The following is a 22,326-nucleotide window of genomic DNA, read 5'->3' as shown; positions in this document are numbered from 1 at the left end:
GTACGCATTTTGATGAAGAGTTAAAAATAAGAGCATTTTTTTTATAAATCCACAAATAATAATGTGTAAACAGATTATTTGGCAGGATGTGAAATGGTGAGGAAATATTATGTTCTTGTATTATTAGCATTAGGCTTGTTTATCGCCTCAATATTTTGGGGAAATGAAAATTCGTATGCAGATAAGGGTAGAAGATATTATGAGGAAACCGGCAAAATAGTATGGGAAATAAAAACGGATGAAAAAGTGATTGCTTTGACTTTTGATGATGGACCTCATAAAAAATATACATCTGAGATTTTAGAGGTATTATCACGATATGATGCAAAAGCGACGTTTTTCATTGTAGGTGAATATGCAGAAAAAAATCCGAATCTTACTTTGCGTGTGCATGAAGAAGGGCATGAATTAGCCATTCATACGTATACCCATCCATTAAAAACGAATGTGTCGAATTTAATAAAGGAAATAAAAGAAACACATGCAACCATCTTTGGCATAAGTGGCTATTCACCAGTTTTATTTAGACCTGTAGAAGGGCAATATACGGATGCGATGATAGAAGCTATTGCAAAAGAAGGATATAAAGTAGTGATGTGGTCATGGCATCTAGATACATTTGATTGGAAAAGACCTGGGAAGAAAAAAATTGTAGATACTGTATTGAAAGGTGCAAAGCCAGGGAGTGTTGTGTTATTACATGACGGCGGTGGGAACCGAGAGCAAACGGTTCAAGCATTAGAAGAAATTCTACCTGAACTTCAAAAGCAAGGCTATAAATTCGTGACGATTTCGGAATTACTAAAGATACAAAATGCAACTACTCAAAATAATAATAGCTCAACATATATCGAGCCATCTCAGAACTAAATAAACATTCATATGCACTATCATCGGTAAGGCATAATGAGGGAAAGTGAACAGATGCATTGTTTTATGGTGGGGTATTGCAATACAAATAATCTGTTTAATTAGAACAACCGGGGACACACAGTGTAGAGGCAATAGTACTCTCAAGCTGTGTGTCCCTTTTATATGCAAAGTCACGATATTTTTTCTTTCCGATTTTCTGAACATAGTCTTATTATAGGGATAGGCAGTAAGTTGTAAATAATCGGAGGTTCAAATTGAAAAAAGCAGTAAAGAGGAAACACAAACGACGTGACATAATAAAAGACTTTGGTGTTGAAATAATCGAATCCATTGTGAGTGAAGTGATTGTAAGGATTGTATTATATATACCTAGAATGATTATTCGGTTATTTAAAAGTATATGGGAACACATAAGCTAGCGATTTAACGTTGGTCACTCCGGCGTTATTACACGAGGTGGAGTTCTTAGCCTGAGTTCATCTCTCAATTGGTGAGAGATGAGGAGCCTCTATATTAAATACTAATCTTTATTGATTTAATAATCTGATTATTGTTAATATTGAAGTATGAAACTGGAGGGGGAACTTATATGGTACTAAAAGTAGGAGAAATCATTACGTTTGAACGGACTTTTACAGTAAAGGATGTTGAATTATTTACGGAAGTTTCCGCTGATGAAGGCATTCATCATGTAACCCCAGATGAACAGGGGAGACTAGTCATTCAAGGGTTGTTAACAGCAACGTTACCAACAAAAATAGGTGGAGATCATAATGTACTTGCACGTACGATGAATTTTGAGTTTTTAAGACCTGTGTTTACAGGCGATACAATCATTTGTGAAGTGAAAATTGAAAAATACGAAAGGCAAGAAAAGAATAGAGTAGCGATTAACACCTCTTTTTTATGTAAAAATCAGCATAAAAAAGAAGTGTTAAAGGGGAATTTTTCAGGTGTAATTCTTTGAGTATTTCTATAAGCTTGACTGATTGAACGCTCAGTCATTGTTGTTTAGTCCATTGCATGTAAGGGGGGTTTATTTATGGAAAAGTCCAATATTATTTTCTTTGAAAGAAAATTTCCGAGTGCCAATATGGTCTTGATTCAAGATCAGCGCCCGATTCTTATTGATACTGGTTTTGGGAGTGATGCAAAAAAGACAGAGCAATTAATAAAAGACGCAGGTGTTTCACCCGAAGCATTACACCTGATTGTGAACACGCATTATCATAGTGACCATGTAGGTGGCAATTTTCATCTGCAACAAAATTACGGTGTACGAATTGCGGCACATAAATGGGACGCCCATTTAATCAATACGGGCGATGCTGAAGCCTGTAGTGCAGAATGGTTAGATCAGCCTGTAGAACCTTACCGAGTAGATACAAAGCTTGCACATAATGATGAGATTAATAGTGGGAATAGCACGTTGAAAGTGTTGCATACACCCGGGCATACGTTAGGTCATATTTCTTTATATGAGCCTGAACAAGAGCTATTAATTTGCGGGGATCTCTTTCACAACAATGATATTGGCTGGTTAAATATGTTTAGAGAAGGTGTGAATGCCATTCAACGTTCCATTGAAAGTTTAGATGATTTATCCACGCTTCGAATTCAGAAAGCTTATCCAGGGCATGGACCACAAATAGAAAATCCGTTAGTTGCCATTGATGCAGCAAGGAAGAGACTAGAAAAGTGGAGCACCATGCCAGAAAAAATTGCATGGCATGCTTGCAAAAGGATTTTTGCCTTCACATTAATCATGAAAAATGGATTGGCAAGACAAGAAATCGATCGCTACTTACTAAAGTGTGGCTGGTTCCAAGATTTTGCACGTTCTGCTTTTCAAATGCAACCGGAAGATTTTGTACACATTCTACTCGATGAAATGGTTCGTTCTGGAGCAGCAAGTTGGCACAATGATCATTTAATTGCAACTGCGCCATACGATGCACCACAAAAGAGCTGGGCGGATAAGAACATAAAGCCAAGAGACTGGAAAATATATGAATTGCTCACATAATTCAACGTAGTTATATATATGTGCATTTTAATGTTCCAGCATAACGGTAGTGTTTTGCTCATACACGGGGATTTAGACCGGATACAGCGACGTTTTGCTCGTATACGGTAGCTTTTAGACCGTTCACCGCGGGCTTTTGCTCGGATACAGCAAGGTTTAGACCGAATGCAGCGATGTTTTGCCCGTATACCATAGCTTTTATACTGTTAACTGTCGACATTTTTAAGATGATTTATATAGAATCTAGTAAAAATTGACAGCCTACTATCTATTTAAATTGAAAGTAGGCTTTTTGTATTGAAACGCTAAAGTAGGAGGAGACACAAAAAACAATAGAAGACGCTGTACAGTAAAGAAGAAAATAGTTTATCCAATTACTCAACATATTTTTCTATAGATAAATATGTAGAAATTAACAATATTCCTTTGTTAACGGCAATATTCTTGAAAAATATTATATTTATAAATTTTTCGTCTAACAATTATGTACAATATATAGTATATAATAATAAAATTTACAATTTACATATTTTTAGCATGATGAGGAATGCGGTATATGGCATATTGGTAGTGTCACTTCGATTTTTCAAAGTAGTATACAAATTGTTTTTCTGTTTGTATTAGAGCTGTTGGCGAAAGTCTTTACGTTACAAACAACTAAAGAAATAAACTGTTGAGAGGGAGAAAGTAAATGTTAATTATAATTATGTTTTTGTTAGCGATTCTTATCTTTTCTGTCATTGCAGTGGAGAAATTATTAGGAGCAATAAAAAAACAAAATGAAGAAATGATCCAGCTGCTCAAAGAGATTCGAGACAAAGAGGGAACATCATGAGCATTTGCAAGATAACAGAACATTGAAAGTGGATATCATTCCGTTTATTAGTCACGACAGGATTCTATTGTATGATGAGCCATGCTTAAGGAAAGCTTTGTAACACTTAATTTAAACATTTTAAGAGGAGAGGGAAAAAGATGATGGACGTTCGCCAAGCAACTACTGAAGACGCAGGACAAATTGTAGAAGTAATGAAAAATGCTGAGGAGTCGGGCTTGATGCTGTTTAATCCAGGAGAAAGAAACGTAACAGCAACACAATTTGAAAAAGTAGTTGAAGCCATTAACAACAAAAATAATTCAGCCGTCTTTGTTGCTGTTGAACAAGACCAGATTTATGGCTATATCATTGTACAGGGGGATACGCCTAACCGCATTGCACATAGAGCGTATATTGTGATCGGGGTCCACAGCGAAAGTCGCGGAAAAGGTGTTGGGACGGCACTGCTTTCACATGTGGAGGAATGGGCAAGAGAAGTAGGGTTACAGCGCCTAGAGCTCACGGTCATTACGTATAATGATGCTGCGTATCATTTGTATAAAAAGATGGGCTTCGAAATGGAAGGGGTGAAACGAAGCTCCCTTTGTATTGACGGAAGATATGTGGACGAGTACTATATGGCCAAGTTAATTTAAAATGATAGTGCCTAGTAAAGAGTTGATTCTATATTTCGTTAGATCAACTCTATTTTTGTATTAATATAAGAAATCTACGCACAAAACATAGGAGGGCTAGGACATGGTGAACATCGCAATTCTTTAATTGACTAGCAAAGTCAATCACCTCCATCTCCACAGTCACCGAAACTACTAGCAGCCCATTTTTGTATTTGATAGTTTACTACACTATAAGCAGTAGAAATGATTCAACGTTTGAAGTTTTTAAATATCATTAATCTACATTTGAGCGGATTCTATACTAAAAAGTACAAATTCAATTTAATTTTATCGAGGGGGAAGGAGAGATGAGCAAACGATTTATGATTGTTTTAACGGTAACAATTATCGCGGCGATCATGAGTTCCATTATTTACGAACAAAAGCAATTGGCACGACCTGTCGTGCTACAAGTGGCCATAGAAGAAAGCGCCCAAAAAATCGAAATAACCTATGTAGTCAATTCGGATAGCGAGACTTATGTAGATGGAATTGAGTTTGGAGATAGTGATTTTTTCTTTGCTGACGCAGCGATGTTCTACAATAATGCGCGTAAGGATGGTGTTCATTCTATCCGTCGTTATTATGAAGTACGTTCTGCTAGTGTCGGGCTGGACGAATGGCAATGGGAAGGGCTACAAGAGAGTTTGCATTTAGGTGATGAGGCAGAAGTATATTTTGAGGGGTATTCACCGATTGCAGTGAGTGATTCAATCGAATGGCATGGTACAGTAGTACAGCAAAGCCCCCGAAGTATCATAAAAACATTCGATGAGCGTGAATCAGTGAAAGGACGTACAACATTTAAAGTGACAGAAGACGTGACAATTGAAGATGTAATTATTGAGCATAAAATGGCTCACACAACACTCCTGCACAATGAACAGGGCATTACGTTTCCACTGTCATTAAAAGCAGCGGAAACATTTACAATCGATTTTGACCATCTTTATGCCTATGGAAATAGCAGCCCGATTCGCGTCACAATTAAGCTTATGAATGCACAGGGGGAGTCACTTGTGATCTATGAACACATTGATAGCTATGTTTGGATGACAGATGAGCTATTAAAGGATTTCCTAGAGGAGGCTGGTGCATAATGGAGCGCTTATTTTCGCATATGATTTTTGGGGGGATTTTAATCTTTGTCGATATTTGGGTAGGGTTTGATTTATTGCCAGACGCGTTTGGCTGGATGCTCATTGCGACTAGTTTTTCAGCAAAAGTCCAGCAGTTTAGCGGGGCGAAGCAGGCAAAAGTGTTGGCCACGGTATTAGCCATTGTCAATCTCCCTTTTGCGATTCAAGATATAGCGCTGTATGTGGATACACATATGCCAACAATCATCGTTTACGTTGGTCATTTAGCGGTAGGCATTTTGATAGTGGTATTTTATTATTATTTCTTTTTAGTCGCGAAGCAAATTGCCGTACTGTATAGTAAAGAAGCAGTGAATGGTACAAAGTCGATGGCTTATTTTTTAGTCGGTACACAGTGCCTACTCGTTTGGATTCAAATTCTTTCACCACATGTAGTCCAGCATGGGCTAGAGATGATTGGGACACTATTTTTAGTTATTATATTGTTTGTATATATATCATTCGTTGGTTATTTAGTGAAGATGTACGAGCGCTGTAAAAAGCAACCTCCTGAGATGAACACATAGCATGAGCTGATTCTAACATAGTGTAGAGTCAGCTCATTTTTTACTTGTTTCTATAGCTTCTTACTCTACAAAACGTAGTCCCGTTTTATAGATGACGGTTATACAGTTCAGTATCAATTTAGGAATGCGCTTCGGAAAATACGATTTTACATAGCCCTTGAAATAGACTTTTTGTAAATCGTCCCACTGGCGGTCTTTTTTCGTTTGGCGGAAACGTGCTACATCAATTAATTTCACTTCTTGCTTTGGGGTAATGATGATGTTTTTTAGATGGATGTCTGAAGGATTTAGTCCTACTTCTCTTGCCATTTCCAATGCTTCATTAATTGCATGTATTTTTTCTTCACATACATAAATGCCATTTTCTAAGCATTGAAATAACGTATGTCCTTCGAGGTAATCGATTACAATATAGTTCATTCCCACATCATATAAAGTAGGATAATAGTTGCCGGACGGAAGTTTTCGATAAATGGCAGCTTCTTCAGAGGCGATATGTGCTTTATGTGGGAAGAACACTTTTAAAGCCACTTGTTCATGTTGCACTTTGAACACATAGGCGCTTCTCCCGATGCCAATCAATTGCAGCTCTTCACTATAACTTTTTAACTTCGGTATTCTCCCTTTTTTTGACATTACTACACTAGCGGCTAATTTTTGATATTTCATGCAGAACACCTCATTTTAAACAAAAACCATTTTAAATAAATGTAGCGCTAGCCTCGATTTCTTTAAAATAGGTTTTTTCGTTTAGACAGTCGTTATTATTATAGCAAAATTTTTTTATAATGCCTTTTATTTAGATTATAGAAGAATGGAAGAAATGGTCACTACATTACCTTTATTCTAAAATGAAATGGGATTTATTTGTCCGTGGTCTAATGAAGGACGGGAGGATATTAAACCATTTTAAGTTCAATTGCAGTCACATATTATTCTTTCATCAATTGAGATGGGAGAATAACATTTTTTACTTCGATCCAAATATACAACTTCGAATGAGTAAATTCTTAAACATATATTACTATTTCAGTGGCTGCTGCTTTCAGTGGCTGTGTTGATTTGCCCATGGAAAGGGGGTAATATTTACCGTTTTTAAAATATCTTATCCAGTTTAACCTAATTTTAATATTTGCCTTTTATAGTTTCGGTGGAGGTGATTGAAGACTTTCATAGTGTAAAAAAATTACTGGAAATGAAGATTTTTTGTTTAATGTGTATGCAAGTTCAAGAAAAGCCAAAGTAGAATCGTGGGGATCAGAAAAAATAGGCGTCACTTAATTTCTACATAATTTTTATATCAGCAACGTTTCTATGAAATGCAGTACCCTAGAAATGGAAATTCTCATGTGTGGGAATGAGAAGGTAGGGCGCTTACTTTCAGCTGATTTTTGAACGCAAACTCATCATTGTAGATATGACGTTGTTGCCACAATATCAGAATAAGGAAATAAACAATAAGGTTGATATGGGTGAGGTACACGTGAGCATGGAGTCGTTAGCAAGATAATTTAAGTGAGAGATGTATGTTTAAAAATATATTTTTCCGGAAAATGGAGGTTCTGACAATGGAAGCGTATCTTGGAGAGATTCGTTTGTTTGCGGGTGACTATGCACCCCAGGGGTGGGCATTTTGTAATGGTCAATTACTATCGATAGTGGAAAATGAATTATTATACGCTCTTATTGGTACGACGTATGGTGGAGATGGGCAAGCGACATTTGCGTTACCTGATTATCAAAGTAGAGTTGTGATGCATCAAGGGATAAATTCAATAACTGGTACGACGTATGCTATGGGACAAAAAGGTGGCTCAGAAACGGTTACGTTAACAACGGAGCAACTTCCAGCTCATACACATCAAGTGTTAGCTTATAGCGAGGGAGGATCAACAAATAGTCCGTTGAATAATGTTTGGGCAAAAAATATGAAATATTCCGTTCAACCTTCAAATGGCACAATGAACCCAGCGAGTGTGCGTAGTGTAGGGAATAGTCGACCGCACAATAACATGATGCCGTATTTAACCATTAGTTATATTATCGCTGTTCACGGCGAATTTCCACCAATGGACTAATAGGAGGTGTTGAAAAATGGAAGCTATTTTAGGAGAAATTAGATTATTTAGTTTTGGGTCTCCTCCGAGAGGATGGGCAGTATGTAATGGTCAATTACTAATGATTAATCAAAACCCAGCGTTATATTCAATTTTGGGTACTAGGTATGGTGGAGATGGTATAACAACCTTTGCGTTGCCAGATTTAAGAAGTCGCATACCTGTTCATATTGGGAATGGTATTGTATTAGGGCAAAGCGATGGAGAAGAGTCACATATGTTGACAGTCAATGAAATGCCTGCTCATACACATCAAGTGATTGGAAGTTCACAAATCGCAACATTAGCAGAAGCAGCGGGAAACGTATGGGGGACATCTTCGGACGAGAATTTCTATACAGCAAATCAGCCGAATATTCCGATGAGTGGACAAGTTTTATCGACTACTGGTAGTTCACAAGCACATGCTAATATGCAACCTTATAATGTAGCTAATTATTGTATTGCGATACAGGGGATGTACCCTTCGAGAAATTAGGATGAAAGGAGCGACAAATAAATGGATGTTTATACTGGAGAAATTAGAATATTTACGGGGAATTTTGCACCACGAGGATGGGCTTTATGTAATGGACAATTATTACCGATTGCACAAAATCCAGAGTTATATTCGATTTTAGGTACGAAGTATGGCGGAGATGGAAAAACGACCTTTGCGCTACCGAATTTACAAGGTAGAACCGCTATGCATCAAGGAGCAGGAACGGGTCTAACACCTAGAGGGATTGGTGAAAGCGGTGGTACTTCTTCCGTCACACTAACGATCATTGAAATGCCTAACCATCGGCATACCCCTAATTGTAATAATACATCAGAAACATTGGGTCCACAAAATGCGATTTGGTCAGGAAAAAGTGGTAGAGGTAGCAAAGCGTTTTATGCAACACATATAGATAGTCCAATGCATTCCTTAGCTTTAGACATGACAGGAGGAAATCAACCGCATAATAATATGCAACCGTACTTGGGATTAACTTTTATTATTTGTTTGAAAGGAGAGTTTCCACCTCGAAGTTGAATACACTTCAAACAAAATCATATAAAGGAAGGTGGGGGAATTTGTAAGTAATGAATAAAAAAATAGTCAAACTCTTTCTATGTTTTATACTTGTATTATGTTCTCCATTACAAATAATCTCATTTAGCTCGCCTGTTGAAGTAAAAGCAGCTACCTACCCTAATTTAACGCAGGATTTAACACAACCTGGCTGGTTCTCCAATTCAAGTAATGGGTTTGTTGTAACGCAAAGCGACGCGCCATTTGAATATGCTACCGATGAAATATCAACAGGCTATTATTTAAATGACCCTGGCAATGGTCCTAAATCCATAACCATTTCAGCAGACGAAGCGTTTACTGGAGGGGTTTTTGATTTAACGCAAATAAAATTTGATGCGTATTATGGTGATCAAAAGATTGTTGATGATATATATCAAATCACGGTTAAGGGATATGATTCCAAACATACGCTTAAAGGGGAACGTACTATTAACTCTATTAAGCATCAAAAGTATTATGTGATTGATATAAATGATATTAAAGCGATTAGTTATTTCACTATTACTGTTATTACTACTCCTACCGATACTGTGTCGAATGTTAATTTTTCTGAATTCACAATCGCGAATCCAGATTTAACGCCCCCAGTAGTGTCAGATGTAACCATTCACACGAACAATATCACTACTTCCGGTGTAACGCTCAATTGGCAACAAGCAACAGATGATAGGACAACAAATTTACAATATAAAGTGTATCAATCTAGTAGTAATAATATAGATACAGTAAGTAATATCGAGGCAAACGGCACACTTTTAGGGACGGTTAGTGGTAATACTTATATGATAACTGGTCTTACCCCTAATACACAAAACTATTTTAACATTATTGTGGAAGATGCTGCTGGACGTAAAAGTGCCTATACGATGCAGTCTGTTACAACACTTACGACGAACAAATTACCAACATCGAGCAATAAAACAGTGGCGATAAATGAAGGAGAAGTCTATACCTTTGCTACTTCTGACTTTGCTTTTAGTGATGAAGATAGTGGAGATACATTACATCACATACAGGTTGTAGATGTGGCTAGTCATGGCACATTATTTCATGATATGAATAGTAATAATCAGGCGGATACAGGTGAAAGCATCACTGCTGGAGGAATTGTGACGAAAGCAGTTTTAGATGCAAATAAGCTAAAGTATATAACGACAAATGGTACATCTTCATCCTTTACATTCAAAGTAAGTGATGGAAAAAATGAGAGTTCATCATCTTACACAATGAATATGACTGTCAATGCTCGACCTACTGTAACGATTACATCAAGTCCACCATTACTAACAAATGCAAGTGCGATGATATGGGCAATACAATTTAGTAAACCAGTTACCGGACTTACTGTATCTAGTATACAAGTATCAAATGGAAATGTTAGAAGTGTGTCAGGTAGCGGAAGCAATTATACTGTCAACGTTTCCCCTAGTTCTGACGGGAGCGTAACCATGACGATCCCAGAAGGTGTAGCAACAGCTAGTGATGGTACAACAAATATGGCAAGTTCATCTTTTACCATCACATATGATAGCACGGCCCCGACAGGAACGATAGCCATTAATAACGGGGCTACCGGTACGAGCACACGAAATGTAACGTTATCACTAACGGGAACAGATGCAAATGGACCAATCGAAATGTGCTTTTCTAATGATAATGTGACATGGAGTGCATGGGAGCCCTTTAATTCAAGTAAAAGCTGGGCATTATCAGCAGGTGATGGAATAAAAAAGGTTTCTATGCAGTTAAGGGATAGGGCAGGGAATGTAGGAGTAACAACTTCAGGTTCAATTAACTTAGATACTACCCCACCCGTAGTGACAGGTGTAGTAAATGGCGGAGTGTATAATACAGACGTTACAATCTCTTTTAATGAAGGGACCGCAACATTAAATGGAACCACATTTACAAGTGGAGCTACAGTAAGTTCTGATGGAGCTTACACATTAGTTGTAGCAGATACAGCGGGGAATACGACAACAGTGTCCTTTAAAATCGATAAAACACCGCCAACAGGAAGCCTTTCTATCAATAACGGGGCTACCGGTACAAACACAGAAAATGTAACGCTATCATTAACGGGAACAGATGCAAATGGACCAATTGAAATGCGCTTTTCTAATGACAATACGTCGTGGAGTGGATGGGAGGCATTTAGTTCAAGCAAAAGCTGGACATTATCAGCAGGTGAAGGGACGAAAACGGTTTATGTGCAGTTAAGGGATGCAGCAGGTAATACATCTCCTTTCTCTGATAGCATTATGCTAGACCAAACAGCCCCGACAGGAACGTTAGCCATCAATAACGGAGCTACCGGTACAAACACAACAAATGTAACGTTATCGCTAACGGGAACAGATGCAAATGGATCAATCGAAATGCGCTTTTCTAATGACAATACGTCGTGGAGTGCATGGGAGCCATTTGCTTCGACTAAACCGTATACATTGCCATCTGGCGAGGGGACAAAAACAGTCTATATGCAGTTAAAGGATGCAGCTGGTAATAGTTCATCGGCTTATTCTGCTACGATTATATTAGAGCAGACGCCTATTATCGTAACAGGTGTGGTGAATAATGAAGTATACAATACAGATGTAACAATTACTTATAATAAGGGAACGGCAACACTGAATGGCAACCCATTTACAAGTGGAGATGTAGTGAGCACTGACGGGGATTATACTTTAGCTGTAACAGATACAGCAGGGAGTACAGTCACTATCAAATTTACCATTGATAAAGTACCACCAGTAGTGACAGGTATTATAAATGGCGAAGTCTATCATGCAAATGTAACGATTACTTACAATGAAGGAACCGCTACGCTGAATGGTAAGCCATTTGCAAGTGGAACTGTAGTAAGCGCTAATGGGAACTACACGTTAGTTGTAACAGATGTGGCAGGAAATACGACAACAACTTTATTTACAATATCTAAAAGTAATCCACCATTGCCAACCGATACAACCCCGCCGATTGGAACAATTACAATCAATAATGGCGCCTCTCATACAAACACAGAAAATGTAACGTTATCGTTAACAGGAACAGATGCAAACGGACCAATTGAAATGCGTTTTTCTTCCGATAACATAATATGGAGTGGATGGGAGCCATTTGCTTCGACTAAACCGTATACATTGCCAGCTGGCGAGGGGACAAAAACAGTCTATATGCAGTTAAAGGATGCAGCTGGTAATAGTTCATCGGCTTATTCTGCTACGATTATATTAGAGCAGACGCCTATTATCGTAAAAGGTGTGGCAAATAATGAAGTATACAATGTAGATGTAACGATTACTTATAATAAGGGAACGGCAACATTGAATGGTAAGCCATTTGCAAGTGGAACTGTAGTAAGCACTGACGGGGATTACATTTTAACTGTAACAGATGAATCCGGGAATACGACAACCGTATCATTTAAAATAGATCAAACCCCACCAGTAGTGATAGGTGTGGAAAATAATAAAGTCTATAATAAGGATGTAACAGTTACTTACAATGAAGGAACGGCAACGCTAAATGGTAAGCCATTTACAAGTGGTACGACAATTAGTAATAAGGGAAGTTATACATTAGTCGTAACGGACGGTGCGGGTAATAATGTAACAATCTCATTTACAATAAGAGGTTTGCTTTTAGCTGTTACGTATGATGGAAATGGTGCAACAAGTGGACAAGTACCAATGGATGCTAATCGTTATGAAGTACAAGATATCGTAACGATTAAAGGTAATACAGGGCAGTTGACAAAGGCAGGTTATAGTTTTTTAGGTTGGAATACGAAACAGGATGGCACAGGTACAACCTATAGAGAAGGACAAACTATGCCAATAGGGACGACTGATTTGATGTTGTATGCGATATGGACACTAGATAATACATCCGGTGGCGGTTCTAATCCAGATCCAACACCAGAACCACCAAATTCAACACCGACACCAAAGCCGGAGCAGCCAAATCCAACACCGACACCAAAGCCGGAGCAGCCAAATCCGACACCAACGCCAAAGCCAGAACCAGAACAACCAGAAAAACCGATAGACAATGTGACATTTTCGGATATACCAGTAGATCATTGGGCAAGTGAACTAATTGCCGATTTTGCAAGACAAGGGTTTATAACAGGGTATCCGGATGGGCAGTTTAGACCAAATGAGCCGATTACACGTCAACATGTGGCCGTTATATTGACACGCATACTACAATTAGAATCAAAAAAGGATTCTATAGCCTTTAATGATGTTCCGACGAGTCATCCGTATTACGAAGCAATCATGTTGGTACAGCAAGCAGGTCTTGTTAATGGAGTGAATGGTCATTTCAATCCGAATGTTCCAATGACACGTGGTCAAATGGCAAAATTGTTAGCGCTCGCACTAAAATTACCATTAACAGGCGCCGAAGGATTTAACGATGTATCACCTACACACTGGGCATTTGAATATATTGCAGCGTTAAAAGCACATGGCATTGCGCTCGGTAGTAATGGTGATTTTAACCCAGAGGCTCAGTTAACACGTGCGCAGTTCGTAGCTTTCCTGCATAGAGCTCTTACGTTAATCAATGATAATAAGGAAACTAATAACTAACGGTGCTCAGGCATTTTAAGTGTATGGTGAAACATGAAGTAGTTGTAATATAAAAAACCTTTATATATACTTTATTCAACGTTATGTAGGTATAAGTTCGGTATCGTATCGGACTTATGCCTTTTTTGATGTTTAATGAGTTAAAATGAGAAGAACAGTAATGACAGTGCGCTTTCACAAGTTAGTAGAGAAAGAAGAGGGAGGAATGACATGGATATCCGATTATTAAAAAACGACGAACCATTACCGATGGATTTATTACTCCAAGCCGATCCGTCTGAGGAAATAATTAAAGAATATATACAAAGAGGGAAATGCTACATATTAGAAGAACATGATAACATAATCGGTGTTTTTGTGTTAATACCAACAAGGCCAGGAACGGTAGAATTAGTCAATGTGTCTGTAGCAGAAGAAAAGCAGGGAAGAGGGCTAGGGAAACTGCTTGTGGAAGAAGCAATAAAGATTGCTAAGCTAGCTCGTTTTAAGACAATCGAGGTAGGAACTGGAGATTCTAGTATTTCACAAATAGCACTCTATCAAAAGTGTGGATTTCGTATGACACATATCGATAAAGATTTTTTCACCCGCCGTTATAAAGCACCGATTTTTGAAAATGGTATTCAATGTGTAGATATGGTACGGTTTTCGTTGGATTTAGCATAAAAACATATTATCCGGCACTATATTATAATATAAAAAATTTATAATGGGCCATTAAGAAAAAAGGAGGAGATAACTAATGAAATTTATCAAAGCTATGTATGTCGTGATGGGCTTAATGCTCTTCGTAAACTTGACGAATGTAACGATTTTTCATAATAACTATGCAGGTATTTCGCTTTGGATCTGTTTAATATTATTCATTTTAGGAACGGCATTTTTCATCAATGCGCGTCAAATTCATAGCAAGCAAAACGAATAATATTTATAACTTCACGTCAATCCGCTCATACTACAAACGAAAGGAAGGACGTGATGGCCATTCTAACTGAAAAACAGAAAACGAAATTACGACATATGTTAATCGAACGAAAAAATTTATTAGAAGGGATTGTTGGGGAAGACGACCTTTTAGACAAAGGCAGTTTACGCGATTCCGTCGATGAATTGTCGACGATCGACAACCACCCAGCCGATTTAGCAACAGAGTTATATGAACGTGAAAAAGACATGGCGTTAAAGGTGCATAATGATGATGAATTAGCGAAAGTAAAGGCAGCATTACAAGCGATGGAAGATGGAACATATGGAGTTTGTGCTAAATGTCAAAAAGATATTCCATATGACCGTTTAAGTGCAGTTCCATATACATTTTTTTGTATAGAACATGCAGAGGCAAGAAGTGTCCCAACGGATCGTCCCGTTGAAGAACAAGTGATACTGCCAGCTGTTGATAATTCCTTCGCTGGTCGGGACGATAAAGACGATATTCATGACTATGAAGACTCATTCCAAGAAGTTGCCCATTATGGAACGTCCGAAACACCGTCCGATTTTGAAGGGGATTTTGATGATTACAATGACTTGTATGATGACCCAGAAGAAATTGGAATGGATGAAGAAATTGAATCTTTACCGATTTCTGAAATTGATGAATTAACAGGGCAAGTCTCCAGAATGGAAATTGAACGAGCCCGACAATATGATTATTTAGATGAATAACAATTATCCTGCATAAAAAATCATAGGCCGTTACTCAAATAGAGTAGCGGCTTATTTATATAGGTCAGTATATTTGGGAATTGGATTAATTTTTGATGAACAAGTAGAGTGTTTCAGAAGACATGCTTTTATTTAGGTTTTCGTTAACAAATGCTTGGAAACTGATTTTTTTCGTAAGCTCATTATAAGGAGAAAAATCAGAAAAAACGTGCCTATTAAAGTGAATGTGAATAATGCTTTCCCGCCAGTTGTCGTTGCATCCGTTAATGTAATATTAAAACTTACTAAAAATAAGCTAATGATTATTGTGATAATAGTTGCCCACTTATGACGGTTAAATTTAGCTACAACTAAAATAACTATAGCCGCTATATAAATAAGACTTAGCAACATCAATATGGGGAATACAGGTTGAAACTTCGCGGCATAAATAAAATAATCTAAAGGAACAATTTCTTTTCCTGTAATAATTTCAATGTTTAAACTATTTGTGAAGGGCGTTGAATAGCTCCATTCGAGTGAGTTTTCGATTATACTACTTCCTTCATACCAAGAAACGAACACCGAAACCCAAAATATAAAAATACCTATAAGAATTTGAACAACATATTTAAACAATAGAGTGCCTCCTATGTAAATCTCGCTCTATCTTCAGACGGATAATAGGATAATATAGTTCCTTTATTTGATAAAAATGGATTATGTATTTTCTAATTCTTATAACTTTTATTTATCTGCATAACATAAGGGTAATTTTTGAAATAAATTATTTTCAAGTGAGGAAAGAAGGGCACCTATTTACGCTGAAAAGATCTTCTTGGACGGAAGTGGACAATTGCTAGGTTTCAACTTTGAATTTTGTTGAAGAATCTAGTGTTAGTAACGACTCTTTACTATATAACACTGTGATACACATAAGCTTTTGCAGGTAAACATACTGTGTGTAATAAGGTCAAGGATGAGGAGGACAAGCGTTGGGATTGAGCGCTATATTGATAAGTATATCCTGTTGTATATAGGGATTTTGGGAGTAATTAGCTGTGTCTTTATTTACTCTAGTACAAAGGTATTTGCCCAATATTCAGGTTCATTTGTGACTAAGCAAATTATTTTTTACGTCATGGGCTTTACTTTCATGATAGGGATTGCCTTTTTAAAAATGGAACATTTAAAGAAAATAGATTGGTATTTTTATGCTTTAATTGTTCTATTGTTAGTCGGACTAATTTTTGCGCCGGAAAGTATTGCGAAGCCCGTGAATGAGGCGAAGGCATGGTATCAAATTAAATGGATTGGCTCGTTTCAGCCTTCTGAATTTCTAAAAATTGCGTTTGTATTAGTCGTAGCAAAGCTCATAGAGAGCCATCATGAAAAAATAGACAATCAAACATTTCTGTCAGATTGTTTCTTGTTAGGGAAAATTGCTGCTGTAACGATTCCACCTATATTGCTCGTCTATCAACAGCCCGATACGGGGATGATTATGCTTTATGCAGCATTATTAATACCGATGCTTTATTTTTCAGCAATTAGCAAAAAAATATTAATTTCATTCGCGTTAATACCTGTAACACTCCTCATTGCAATTATCATTGCGTATTTTCAATTTCCTCATTTTTATTCAGATCAACTAGTAGGGCAGTTGTCACCACACCAAATTTCTAGAATCAATGGCTGGCTGCATCCGTTTGAACATGAGGATTCGGCGTATCAAACAAGACAAGGGATATTAGCGATTGGGTCTGGTGAAGTAACAGGGAAAGGGGTTTTAGGAAATAATGTGTATGTGCCCGAGAAACATACAGACTTCATTTTTGCCACAGTGGCAGAGGAGTTAGGGTTTATTGGTGGAGCGCTCGTCATTTTATTGTACTTTCTATTAATCTACCGTTTTCTGTTGATTATCGTCAGGGCGAATTCGACATTTGTATATGCAGCGGGGGCTGGCATCATTGGGCTGTTTGCATTTCAAATATGTCAAAACATTGGCATGACAATGGGGCTGTTACCAGTGACGGGTGTGACATTACCGTTTTTAAGTTACGGTGGGAGCTCGCTATTATCCAATTTCATGCTGATTGGCATAATGCTAGCTTTTATTAAAATAGAGTATGAAGAGGTCAGTAGTTCATAAACTAAAAGAACGTATATGACAACTTTAGAATATACGTTCTTCTTGTAGTATCTATACTATTCTTTACTTTCTGCAATCAACTTGAAGTGAGTTAACACGGATAACCCTAGTTCATATTCGTCTATTTCCATGTATTTTCGCTGGAACTCTAAATCGTCTAACATCAAATCTGCTAATTTTGTATAGCTAAAGTCAGGTAATTTAAATATATCTACATAATTTGAATCGCCAGGGGAGTACACTTTCCAATGCCCATTATGATCTTTATATGCATTTGCCTTTATATCTTGCACTGCGAGCATTATAAATAAATGCATCTTTTCTCGTAAAGAAAGCGAATGCATATACTCATGCAATTCTTTCGGTGCATCTTCTGGTAATAGTCCACTTCGAATGGCTGTTTCTTCGTCGACCATTGCATTTGCTTCTTCTACGGTTAGTTTGCTGTTCTGTAAGTCGTCAAATGTAGAAATGGTTGAATGCTCGTATTCATCTATTTGTTTTAATGTATTCGCTATTTTTTGCCTAGCTTCATAACCTATCAAATCTCCATATTGTAAAGCCTTAGCCGCTCTTGCTTGAAGCTCTTCAATCCAATCTCGTTTACCGTTTGTGCTGGCGTCAGTTTCATACATACTAAAGTCGGCTGACACGGGCGTAGGTGCATGTTGTTTCATGTAATTTGTCGCTCTTTCATAATCAAATGTTAAAATAGTCACTTCTTTCCCTGTCATTTCACCTGCTTCATATAAAGCATGGGCAATATCGACGATTTCCTCGAATGTGGCATTTCTTACATTGTATTGTGTTGAAAGCTTTTTATAAACCTCATTTGAAGCCTGTTCATTTTCCTTTGTAAGTACTTGTGTATTCATTAATACTTCTTCAAAATGAATACTTTTATTCGTTGTGGTTGAATACACAGTAGTAGAAGTATTTTGGGAAGCATTGACTTTCATGTGATCATCCTCCATTAAAGTATATATAGTGTTTATCGGTTTATATGTATTTTTTTTACAGTTCGATGACCGAAAAAACTAGCCATACTCATATGTAGGGCTAGTTTGTTGTATATTAATAAATATTTTCTGCCTGGATATAAGGTAGAACTTCTTGTGATACAAGCTCTTCACTCATGTGCACCCATTTGCTTTTATCGATAATTGGGGCATCTTTATCAACAGGTGATTGGAATTGACTAAAACCCGTTGTATCCATTAAAGAGCTACCATCATAATCTAGCCCAACATGGACAACGTGTTTAATGACATATGGCTCTTGGAAGCGAATCACCGTATTATAGCCATCTAATTCTCCTTCAGTCACCTCAAACGGCATCCGTAAATAAATCGTTTCTCCCTCTTCTTGGTTACAGTGCAAAGTCGTATCGAAACTGCCCTTATCATAATCCCAGTTCCCGCCGATGGAGAAACCGTGTTTTTCAATGCGTTCACGTAGTTGCCCGAAATGTGCATATTTTCCAATGATGTCAGATTGAACTCTTAGCATATGATTGCCTCCTAAAGTTGTTTATACGGAAAGTTTATCCTAATAGAAGACAATACATACTATTTTGAATGTGAAATATAGCACGGTTAGTTGAAAGTTGATTGAACGTTGTTTTTAATAGCCACTATTTACTTCAGTAAATTGTTTTTTAATTTCATCCGGTACAGGGATGCTTTTTCGTTCGATTAAATCCATAATCGTAAAAATAAATGTTGCTTCGTTTGTTACATCTCCGTGTTCATTATAGATTGCCTGTTTCAGTGTAAAGCTTTTATTCCCTAATTTAGTAGGGATCGTACGGATTGTGATCGTTTCATCTAACCGTACTTCTTTTAAGTAAGACATATCGAACTTTAATACGACAATGCCTTTTTGCTGTGCAACTAGTTCCTCTAAGGAAAGCCATGCTTGTTCAAACCATTTAAACCGAGCATCCTCTAAGTATTTTAAATAGTTCATGTAATTCATGTGACCTAATTCGTCTATATCTTGTTCTTGAATGATATAGGTTGTTTCTAATATCATCATTTCCACCTCCATATTGTGAATATATGAAATAGGGTGATGGTGATAGAATATAAAAATTGGAATTCGTTCAGGAATCACCCTGTTGTTTCATGTGCTTTAATGCCTATTTATGGACTAATTTGAAACATTTTCATTAATCTTTCGTACAAATAGTATAGCCTTTTAAGGAGGAGATGGTTTGTGAAAAAAATAGTGCTTGGCTTTATAGCTTGTATTGTAGTAGCTACGCTGTATATGTTTCTAAACAAATGGCATTACCCAGCACTTCCAATAAATGATGTTACCGCAAAAGAGGTATTGCAAAAAATTGATGTATCCGATGAAAAAATGGTACAGCTAGCAACAGAAGGAGACATCATTTGGTATATAACAAAGCTTGATGACAATGGCATGTTGGGTGTAAATGAAAACATTCAACAGATGCTTCATTTAAACGGCTGGGAATTTAAGCAACAGGAAGGCGGTGGGTTATTTTTTGAAAAGGACGATGAACGGTTAATTGTCACGACCGAAATGTGGACCGGGCGATATGCACTTGTAAAGGTTCCAGCGCATTATAGAGAATAAAGGGCTGATTTAGTAAGGGGAGAATCTTATGAAAATTACAGCAATCTTAGAAAATAAAAAACATCATCAACAATTCATAGCGAAGCATGGCTTATCTTTGTATATTGAGACGAAGCAGGCAAATATTATTTTTGATTTAGGACCAGATGACTCGTATTTAAAAAATGCACAACTGTTAAATATCGATTTACATCAAGCTGATGCAGTAGTGATTTCACATGGGCATTCTGATCATATTGGCGGATTAAATTATTTAAGTAAAGTAAATCAACATGCCCCCATTTACTTATCACCACATGCACTAGACCCTCATTGGTTAAAGCTTGGGTCGTACTATCACCAAGTAGGCGCAACTCCTGCAGTGAATCATGCTTACAGCCATCGGATGAAATTTGTGAATGAAGATATGGAAATAGCAGAAGGCATTCATATTATGCATTTACAGCCGACAGGTGCGTATACGAAAAACCTGTATAAGGGGGAAGAGAAAGCGTTAGACGACTTTAATCATGAGATTATGTTAGTAATAGAAAGTGAAAAAGGATTAGTGTTATTTAGCGGATGTAGTCATCACGGGATTGTACACATGACTAAAACAGTATTGAATAAGTTTCCGAATAAGCAGATCGCCGCCATCATTGGTGGATTTCATTTAATAGGGCTTCCAATTATTAATACATTAGGAAAAACAAAAGAAGAAATCATTGCAATGGGGCATACGTTAAATGAGCTACCGATTACTCGGATTTACTCGTGCCATTGTACAGGTCCAAAAGGTTACACCATTTTACAAACAATTTTAAAAGAAAAATTAGATTGTTTACTGACAGGAAAAACAATAGAGATTGCAGAATAAGGTGTACTTTTTATAAATGTTGATAGGGAGTTACTTAATGGGGGAGGTGAGTAGATGGAAAATATATATGGTTCGGCTATATGGGTCGATATTTTACCGCGTGTATTCATAATTTTATGCTTTTATTGCACACTCATGTTCTTTCGACATTTGAAAGATGGGGATGAGCGGCTCATTAAACAATCTACACTTGCAGCAGTGTTTTGCCTAGCAGTCGCATTACTCATACCGGTTATTTATCACTTTTACCTATATACTCAGATGATGCAGTAATGAATACACTTGAGGATCACATATTTGTAAGAGCAAAAAGCAATAGTTTAGTTTTTAGTAAAGGGGGGACTGTTATATAGATGACGATGATTATGCAATTGAAGAATGTACATAAGAAATACAAAAATAAAAAAGTGTTAGAAAATATTTCGTTATCCATCTTTCAAGGTGAAATTGTAGCACTTGTTGGAAAGAATGGTTCCGGGAAAAGTACGTTATTAAAAATAATTGGCGGTTTAACAAAGCCGGACCGAGGTGAGCTAAAGCAGTGCATACAGCCGCTAAAAATAGGCTATGTCCCTGAAGTAACGCCTGTAGATGTACGATTTACGCCTGAAGAATACTTGCTTCATATGGGGACGATTAGAGGCATGGATCAGCAGCAACTGCGAAATCGAATAGATGTGCTAATCCACGCATTTCATTTACAAAATGATGCTAAAACAAGAATGAACGATTTCTCTAAGGGGATGAAGCAAAAAATAATGATTATGCAGGCGATGCTAGAAGAGACTGACCTTCTAATATTAGACGAGCCACTTTCTGGACTTGATCCGACAGCCCAAACAGATTTAGAGCAGCTTCTGTTAACTTTGAAAGAAAGAGGATTAAGTATTATCTTGACTTGCCATGAGACGAAATTAATTGAAAATGTAGTAGATAGGGTGCTGCTCATTCAGGATTGTCAATTAGTCGAAACAAATGTGTCAGAGGGAACGACCGAGCAAATCAATGAATTGATTTTTGAAATTTCGACACAACAATCATTTAAAGAATTACTTCCCTTTATAGAAATTACGAAAAAAAGTAGTTTGAGCGCTATGGTGAATAGGGTAGAGGGAATCGTAAAAGAGGAGAACACCGATAAAGTAATACAGGCGCTTATTTTAAAAGAAGCATCAATTAAGCAATTGCTTCCTATCAATACAAAGAAAGAGTCGTTCTACCAAAACTTTTAGA

The 22,326-nt window shown here is 37.2% G+C and carries 24 protein-coding genes; 19 read left to right on the top strand and 5 right to left on the bottom strand.

Annotated elements, in window-relative coordinates; all coding sequences use genetic code 11:
• Positions 1 to 93: 93 nt before the first annotated feature.
• From AC3II9_RS17400 to AC3II9_RS17370, 7 genes are all read left to right on the top strand, one after another.
• Positions 94 to 870: a polysaccharide deacetylase family protein gene (locus AC3II9_RS17400; protein ID WP_489157472.1), complete on the top strand. Its 777-nt coding sequence runs from the start codon at positions 94 to 96 to the stop codon at positions 868 to 870.
• A 592-nt stretch (positions 871 to 1,462) separates the two neighbouring features.
• Positions 1,463 to 1,840: a hotdog domain-containing protein gene (locus AC3II9_RS17395; RefSeq protein ID WP_489157470.1), complete on the top strand. Its 378-nt coding sequence runs from the start codon at positions 1,463 to 1,465 to the stop codon at positions 1,838 to 1,840.
• Between the two features lie 75 nt (positions 1,841 to 1,915).
• Positions 1,916 to 2,899, top strand: a complete 984-nt coding sequence (locus AC3II9_RS17390; protein WP_489157468.1) for an MBL fold metallo-hydrolase — start codon at positions 1,916 to 1,918, stop codon at positions 2,897 to 2,899.
• A 691-nt stretch (positions 2,900 to 3,590) separates the two neighbouring features.
• Complete coding sequence (locus AC3II9_RS17385; protein WP_431026898.1) at positions 3,591 to 3,734, top strand: hypothetical protein; 144 nt, start codon at positions 3,591 to 3,593, stop codon at positions 3,732 to 3,734.
• A 140-nt stretch (positions 3,735 to 3,874) separates the two neighbouring features.
• Complete coding sequence (locus AC3II9_RS17380; RefSeq protein WP_489157466.1) at positions 3,875 to 4,372, top strand: GNAT family N-acetyltransferase; 498 nt, start codon at positions 3,875 to 3,877, stop codon at positions 4,370 to 4,372.
• 329 nt (positions 4,373 to 4,701) lie between these two features.
• Positions 4,702 to 5,493: a hypothetical protein gene (locus AC3II9_RS17375; RefSeq protein ID WP_489157465.1), complete on the top strand. Its 792-nt coding sequence runs from the start codon at positions 4,702 to 4,704 to the stop codon at positions 5,491 to 5,493.
• The gene (locus tag AC3II9_RS17370) at positions 5,493 to 6,059 is read left to right on the top strand and encodes a hypothetical protein (RefSeq protein WP_489157463.1); all 567 of its coding nucleotides are present in this window, start codon (positions 5,493 to 5,495) and stop codon (positions 6,057 to 6,059) included. The genes AC3II9_RS17375 and AC3II9_RS17370 overlap by 1 nt, the downstream gene beginning before the upstream one ends.
• A 60-nt stretch (positions 6,060 to 6,119) precedes the next feature.
• Here AC3II9_RS17370 and AC3II9_RS17365 read toward each other — a convergent pair whose 3' ends face one another.
• Positions 6,120 to 6,728: a serine/threonine-protein kinase gene (locus AC3II9_RS17365; protein WP_391370499.1), complete on the bottom strand. Its 609-nt coding sequence runs from the start codon at positions 6,726 to 6,728 to the stop codon at positions 6,120 to 6,122.
• A gap of 899 nt (positions 6,729 to 7,627) precedes the next feature.
• On the opposite strand from AC3II9_RS17365, the gene AC3II9_RS17360 reads away from it, so the two are divergent.
• From AC3II9_RS17360 to AC3II9_RS17330, 7 genes are all read left to right on the top strand, one after another.
• Entirely contained in the window at positions 7,628 to 8,137 is a 510-nt protein-coding gene (locus tag AC3II9_RS17360) for a phage tail protein (protein ID WP_489157461.1), read from the top strand.
• 16 nt (positions 8,138 to 8,153) lie between these two features.
• Positions 8,154 to 8,654 (top strand): phage tail protein, encoded by a 501-nt coding sequence (locus AC3II9_RS17355; protein ID WP_489157459.1) that lies wholly within the window; start codon positions 8,154 to 8,156, stop codon positions 8,652 to 8,654.
• A 21-nt stretch (positions 8,655 to 8,675) separates the two neighbouring features.
• A complete protein-coding gene (locus tag AC3II9_RS17350; RefSeq protein ID WP_489157458.1) occupies positions 8,676 to 9,194 on the top strand; it encodes a phage tail protein in 519 nt (172 codons plus the stop codon).
• A 50-nt stretch (positions 9,195 to 9,244) separates the two neighbouring features.
• Positions 9,245 to 13,834: an S-layer homology domain-containing protein gene (locus AC3II9_RS17345; protein WP_489157456.1), complete on the top strand. Its 4,590-nt coding sequence runs from the start codon at positions 9,245 to 9,247 to the stop codon at positions 13,832 to 13,834.
• A 210-nt stretch (positions 13,835 to 14,044) separates the two neighbouring features.
• Positions 14,045 to 14,500, top strand: a complete 456-nt coding sequence (locus AC3II9_RS17340) for a GNAT family N-acetyltransferase (RefSeq protein ID WP_489157454.1) — start codon at positions 14,045 to 14,047, stop codon at positions 14,498 to 14,500.
• A 76-nt stretch (positions 14,501 to 14,576) separates the two neighbouring features.
• Positions 14,577 to 14,759, top strand: a complete 183-nt coding sequence (locus AC3II9_RS17335; protein WP_489157452.1) for a hypothetical protein — start codon at positions 14,577 to 14,579, stop codon at positions 14,757 to 14,759.
• A gap of 53 nt (positions 14,760 to 14,812) precedes the next feature.
• Entirely contained in the window at positions 14,813 to 15,499 is a 687-nt protein-coding gene (locus AC3II9_RS17330) for a TraR/DksA C4-type zinc finger protein (RefSeq protein ID WP_489157450.1), read from the top strand.
• A gap of 132 nt (positions 15,500 to 15,631) precedes the next feature.
• Here the strand turns inward: AC3II9_RS17330 and AC3II9_RS17325 are convergent, their stop codons facing one another.
• Positions 15,632 to 16,117 carry a DUF4306 domain-containing protein gene (locus tag AC3II9_RS17325; RefSeq protein WP_489157448.1) on the bottom strand — a complete coding sequence of 162 codons (486 nt, stop codon included), beginning with the start codon at positions 16,115 to 16,117 and terminating at the stop codon, positions 15,632 to 15,634.
• A gap of 340 nt (positions 16,118 to 16,457) precedes the next feature.
• Between AC3II9_RS17325 and AC3II9_RS17320 the strand changes: the two genes are divergently transcribed.
• Positions 16,458 to 17,633: an FtsW/RodA/SpoVE family cell cycle protein gene (locus AC3II9_RS17320; protein WP_489157447.1), complete on the top strand. Its 1,176-nt coding sequence runs from the start codon at positions 16,458 to 16,460 to the stop codon at positions 17,631 to 17,633.
• A gap of 56 nt (positions 17,634 to 17,689) precedes the next feature.
• On the opposite strand, the gene AC3II9_RS17315 is transcribed toward AC3II9_RS17320, so the two are convergent.
• The 3 genes from AC3II9_RS17315 to AC3II9_RS17305 form a co-directional block, all read right to left on the bottom strand.
• Positions 17,690 to 18,592 carry a hypothetical protein gene (locus tag AC3II9_RS17315; protein ID WP_489157445.1) on the bottom strand — a complete coding sequence of 301 codons (903 nt, stop codon included), beginning with the start codon at positions 18,590 to 18,592 and terminating at the stop codon, positions 17,690 to 17,692.
• A 115-nt stretch (positions 18,593 to 18,707) separates the two neighbouring features.
• Positions 18,708 to 19,142: a YugN family protein gene (locus AC3II9_RS17310; protein ID WP_489157444.1), complete on the bottom strand. Its 435-nt coding sequence runs from the start codon at positions 19,140 to 19,142 to the stop codon at positions 18,708 to 18,710.
• A 114-nt stretch (positions 19,143 to 19,256) separates the two neighbouring features.
• The gene (locus AC3II9_RS17305) at positions 19,257 to 19,670 is read right to left on the bottom strand and encodes an acyl-CoA thioesterase (RefSeq protein ID WP_489157443.1); all 414 of its coding nucleotides are present in this window, start codon (positions 19,668 to 19,670) and stop codon (positions 19,257 to 19,259) included.
• Between the two features lie 180 nt (positions 19,671 to 19,850).
• Here AC3II9_RS17305 and AC3II9_RS17300 point away from each other — a divergent pair, with 180 nt between their 5' ends.
• From AC3II9_RS17300 to AC3II9_RS17285, 4 genes are all read left to right on the top strand, one after another.
• Positions 19,851 to 20,237, top strand: a complete 387-nt coding sequence (locus AC3II9_RS17300; RefSeq protein ID WP_489157441.1) for a hypothetical protein — start codon at positions 19,851 to 19,853, stop codon at positions 20,235 to 20,237.
• 28 nt (positions 20,238 to 20,265) lie between these two features.
• Positions 20,266 to 21,093, top strand: coding sequence for an MBL fold metallo-hydrolase (locus AC3II9_RS17295; RefSeq protein WP_489157439.1), 828 nt, complete (start codon positions 20,266 to 20,268; stop codon positions 21,091 to 21,093).
• Between the two features lie 54 nt (positions 21,094 to 21,147).
• Complete coding sequence (locus tag AC3II9_RS17290) at positions 21,148 to 21,366, top strand: hypothetical protein (protein WP_489157438.1); 219 nt, start codon at positions 21,148 to 21,150, stop codon at positions 21,364 to 21,366.
• Positions 21,367 to 21,446: 80 nt separating this feature from the next.
• Positions 21,447 to 22,325: an ABC transporter ATP-binding protein gene (locus AC3II9_RS17285; protein ID WP_489157437.1), complete on the top strand. Its 879-nt coding sequence runs from the start codon at positions 21,447 to 21,449 to the stop codon at positions 22,323 to 22,325.
• Position 22,326: the final 1 nt, after the last annotated feature.

This window comes from Lysinibacillus sp. RU7 (genome assembly GCF_057837305.1).
The sequence above is the reverse complement of the archived record's forward strand: the minus strand, read 5'-3'. Positions and strand labels throughout refer to the sequence as shown.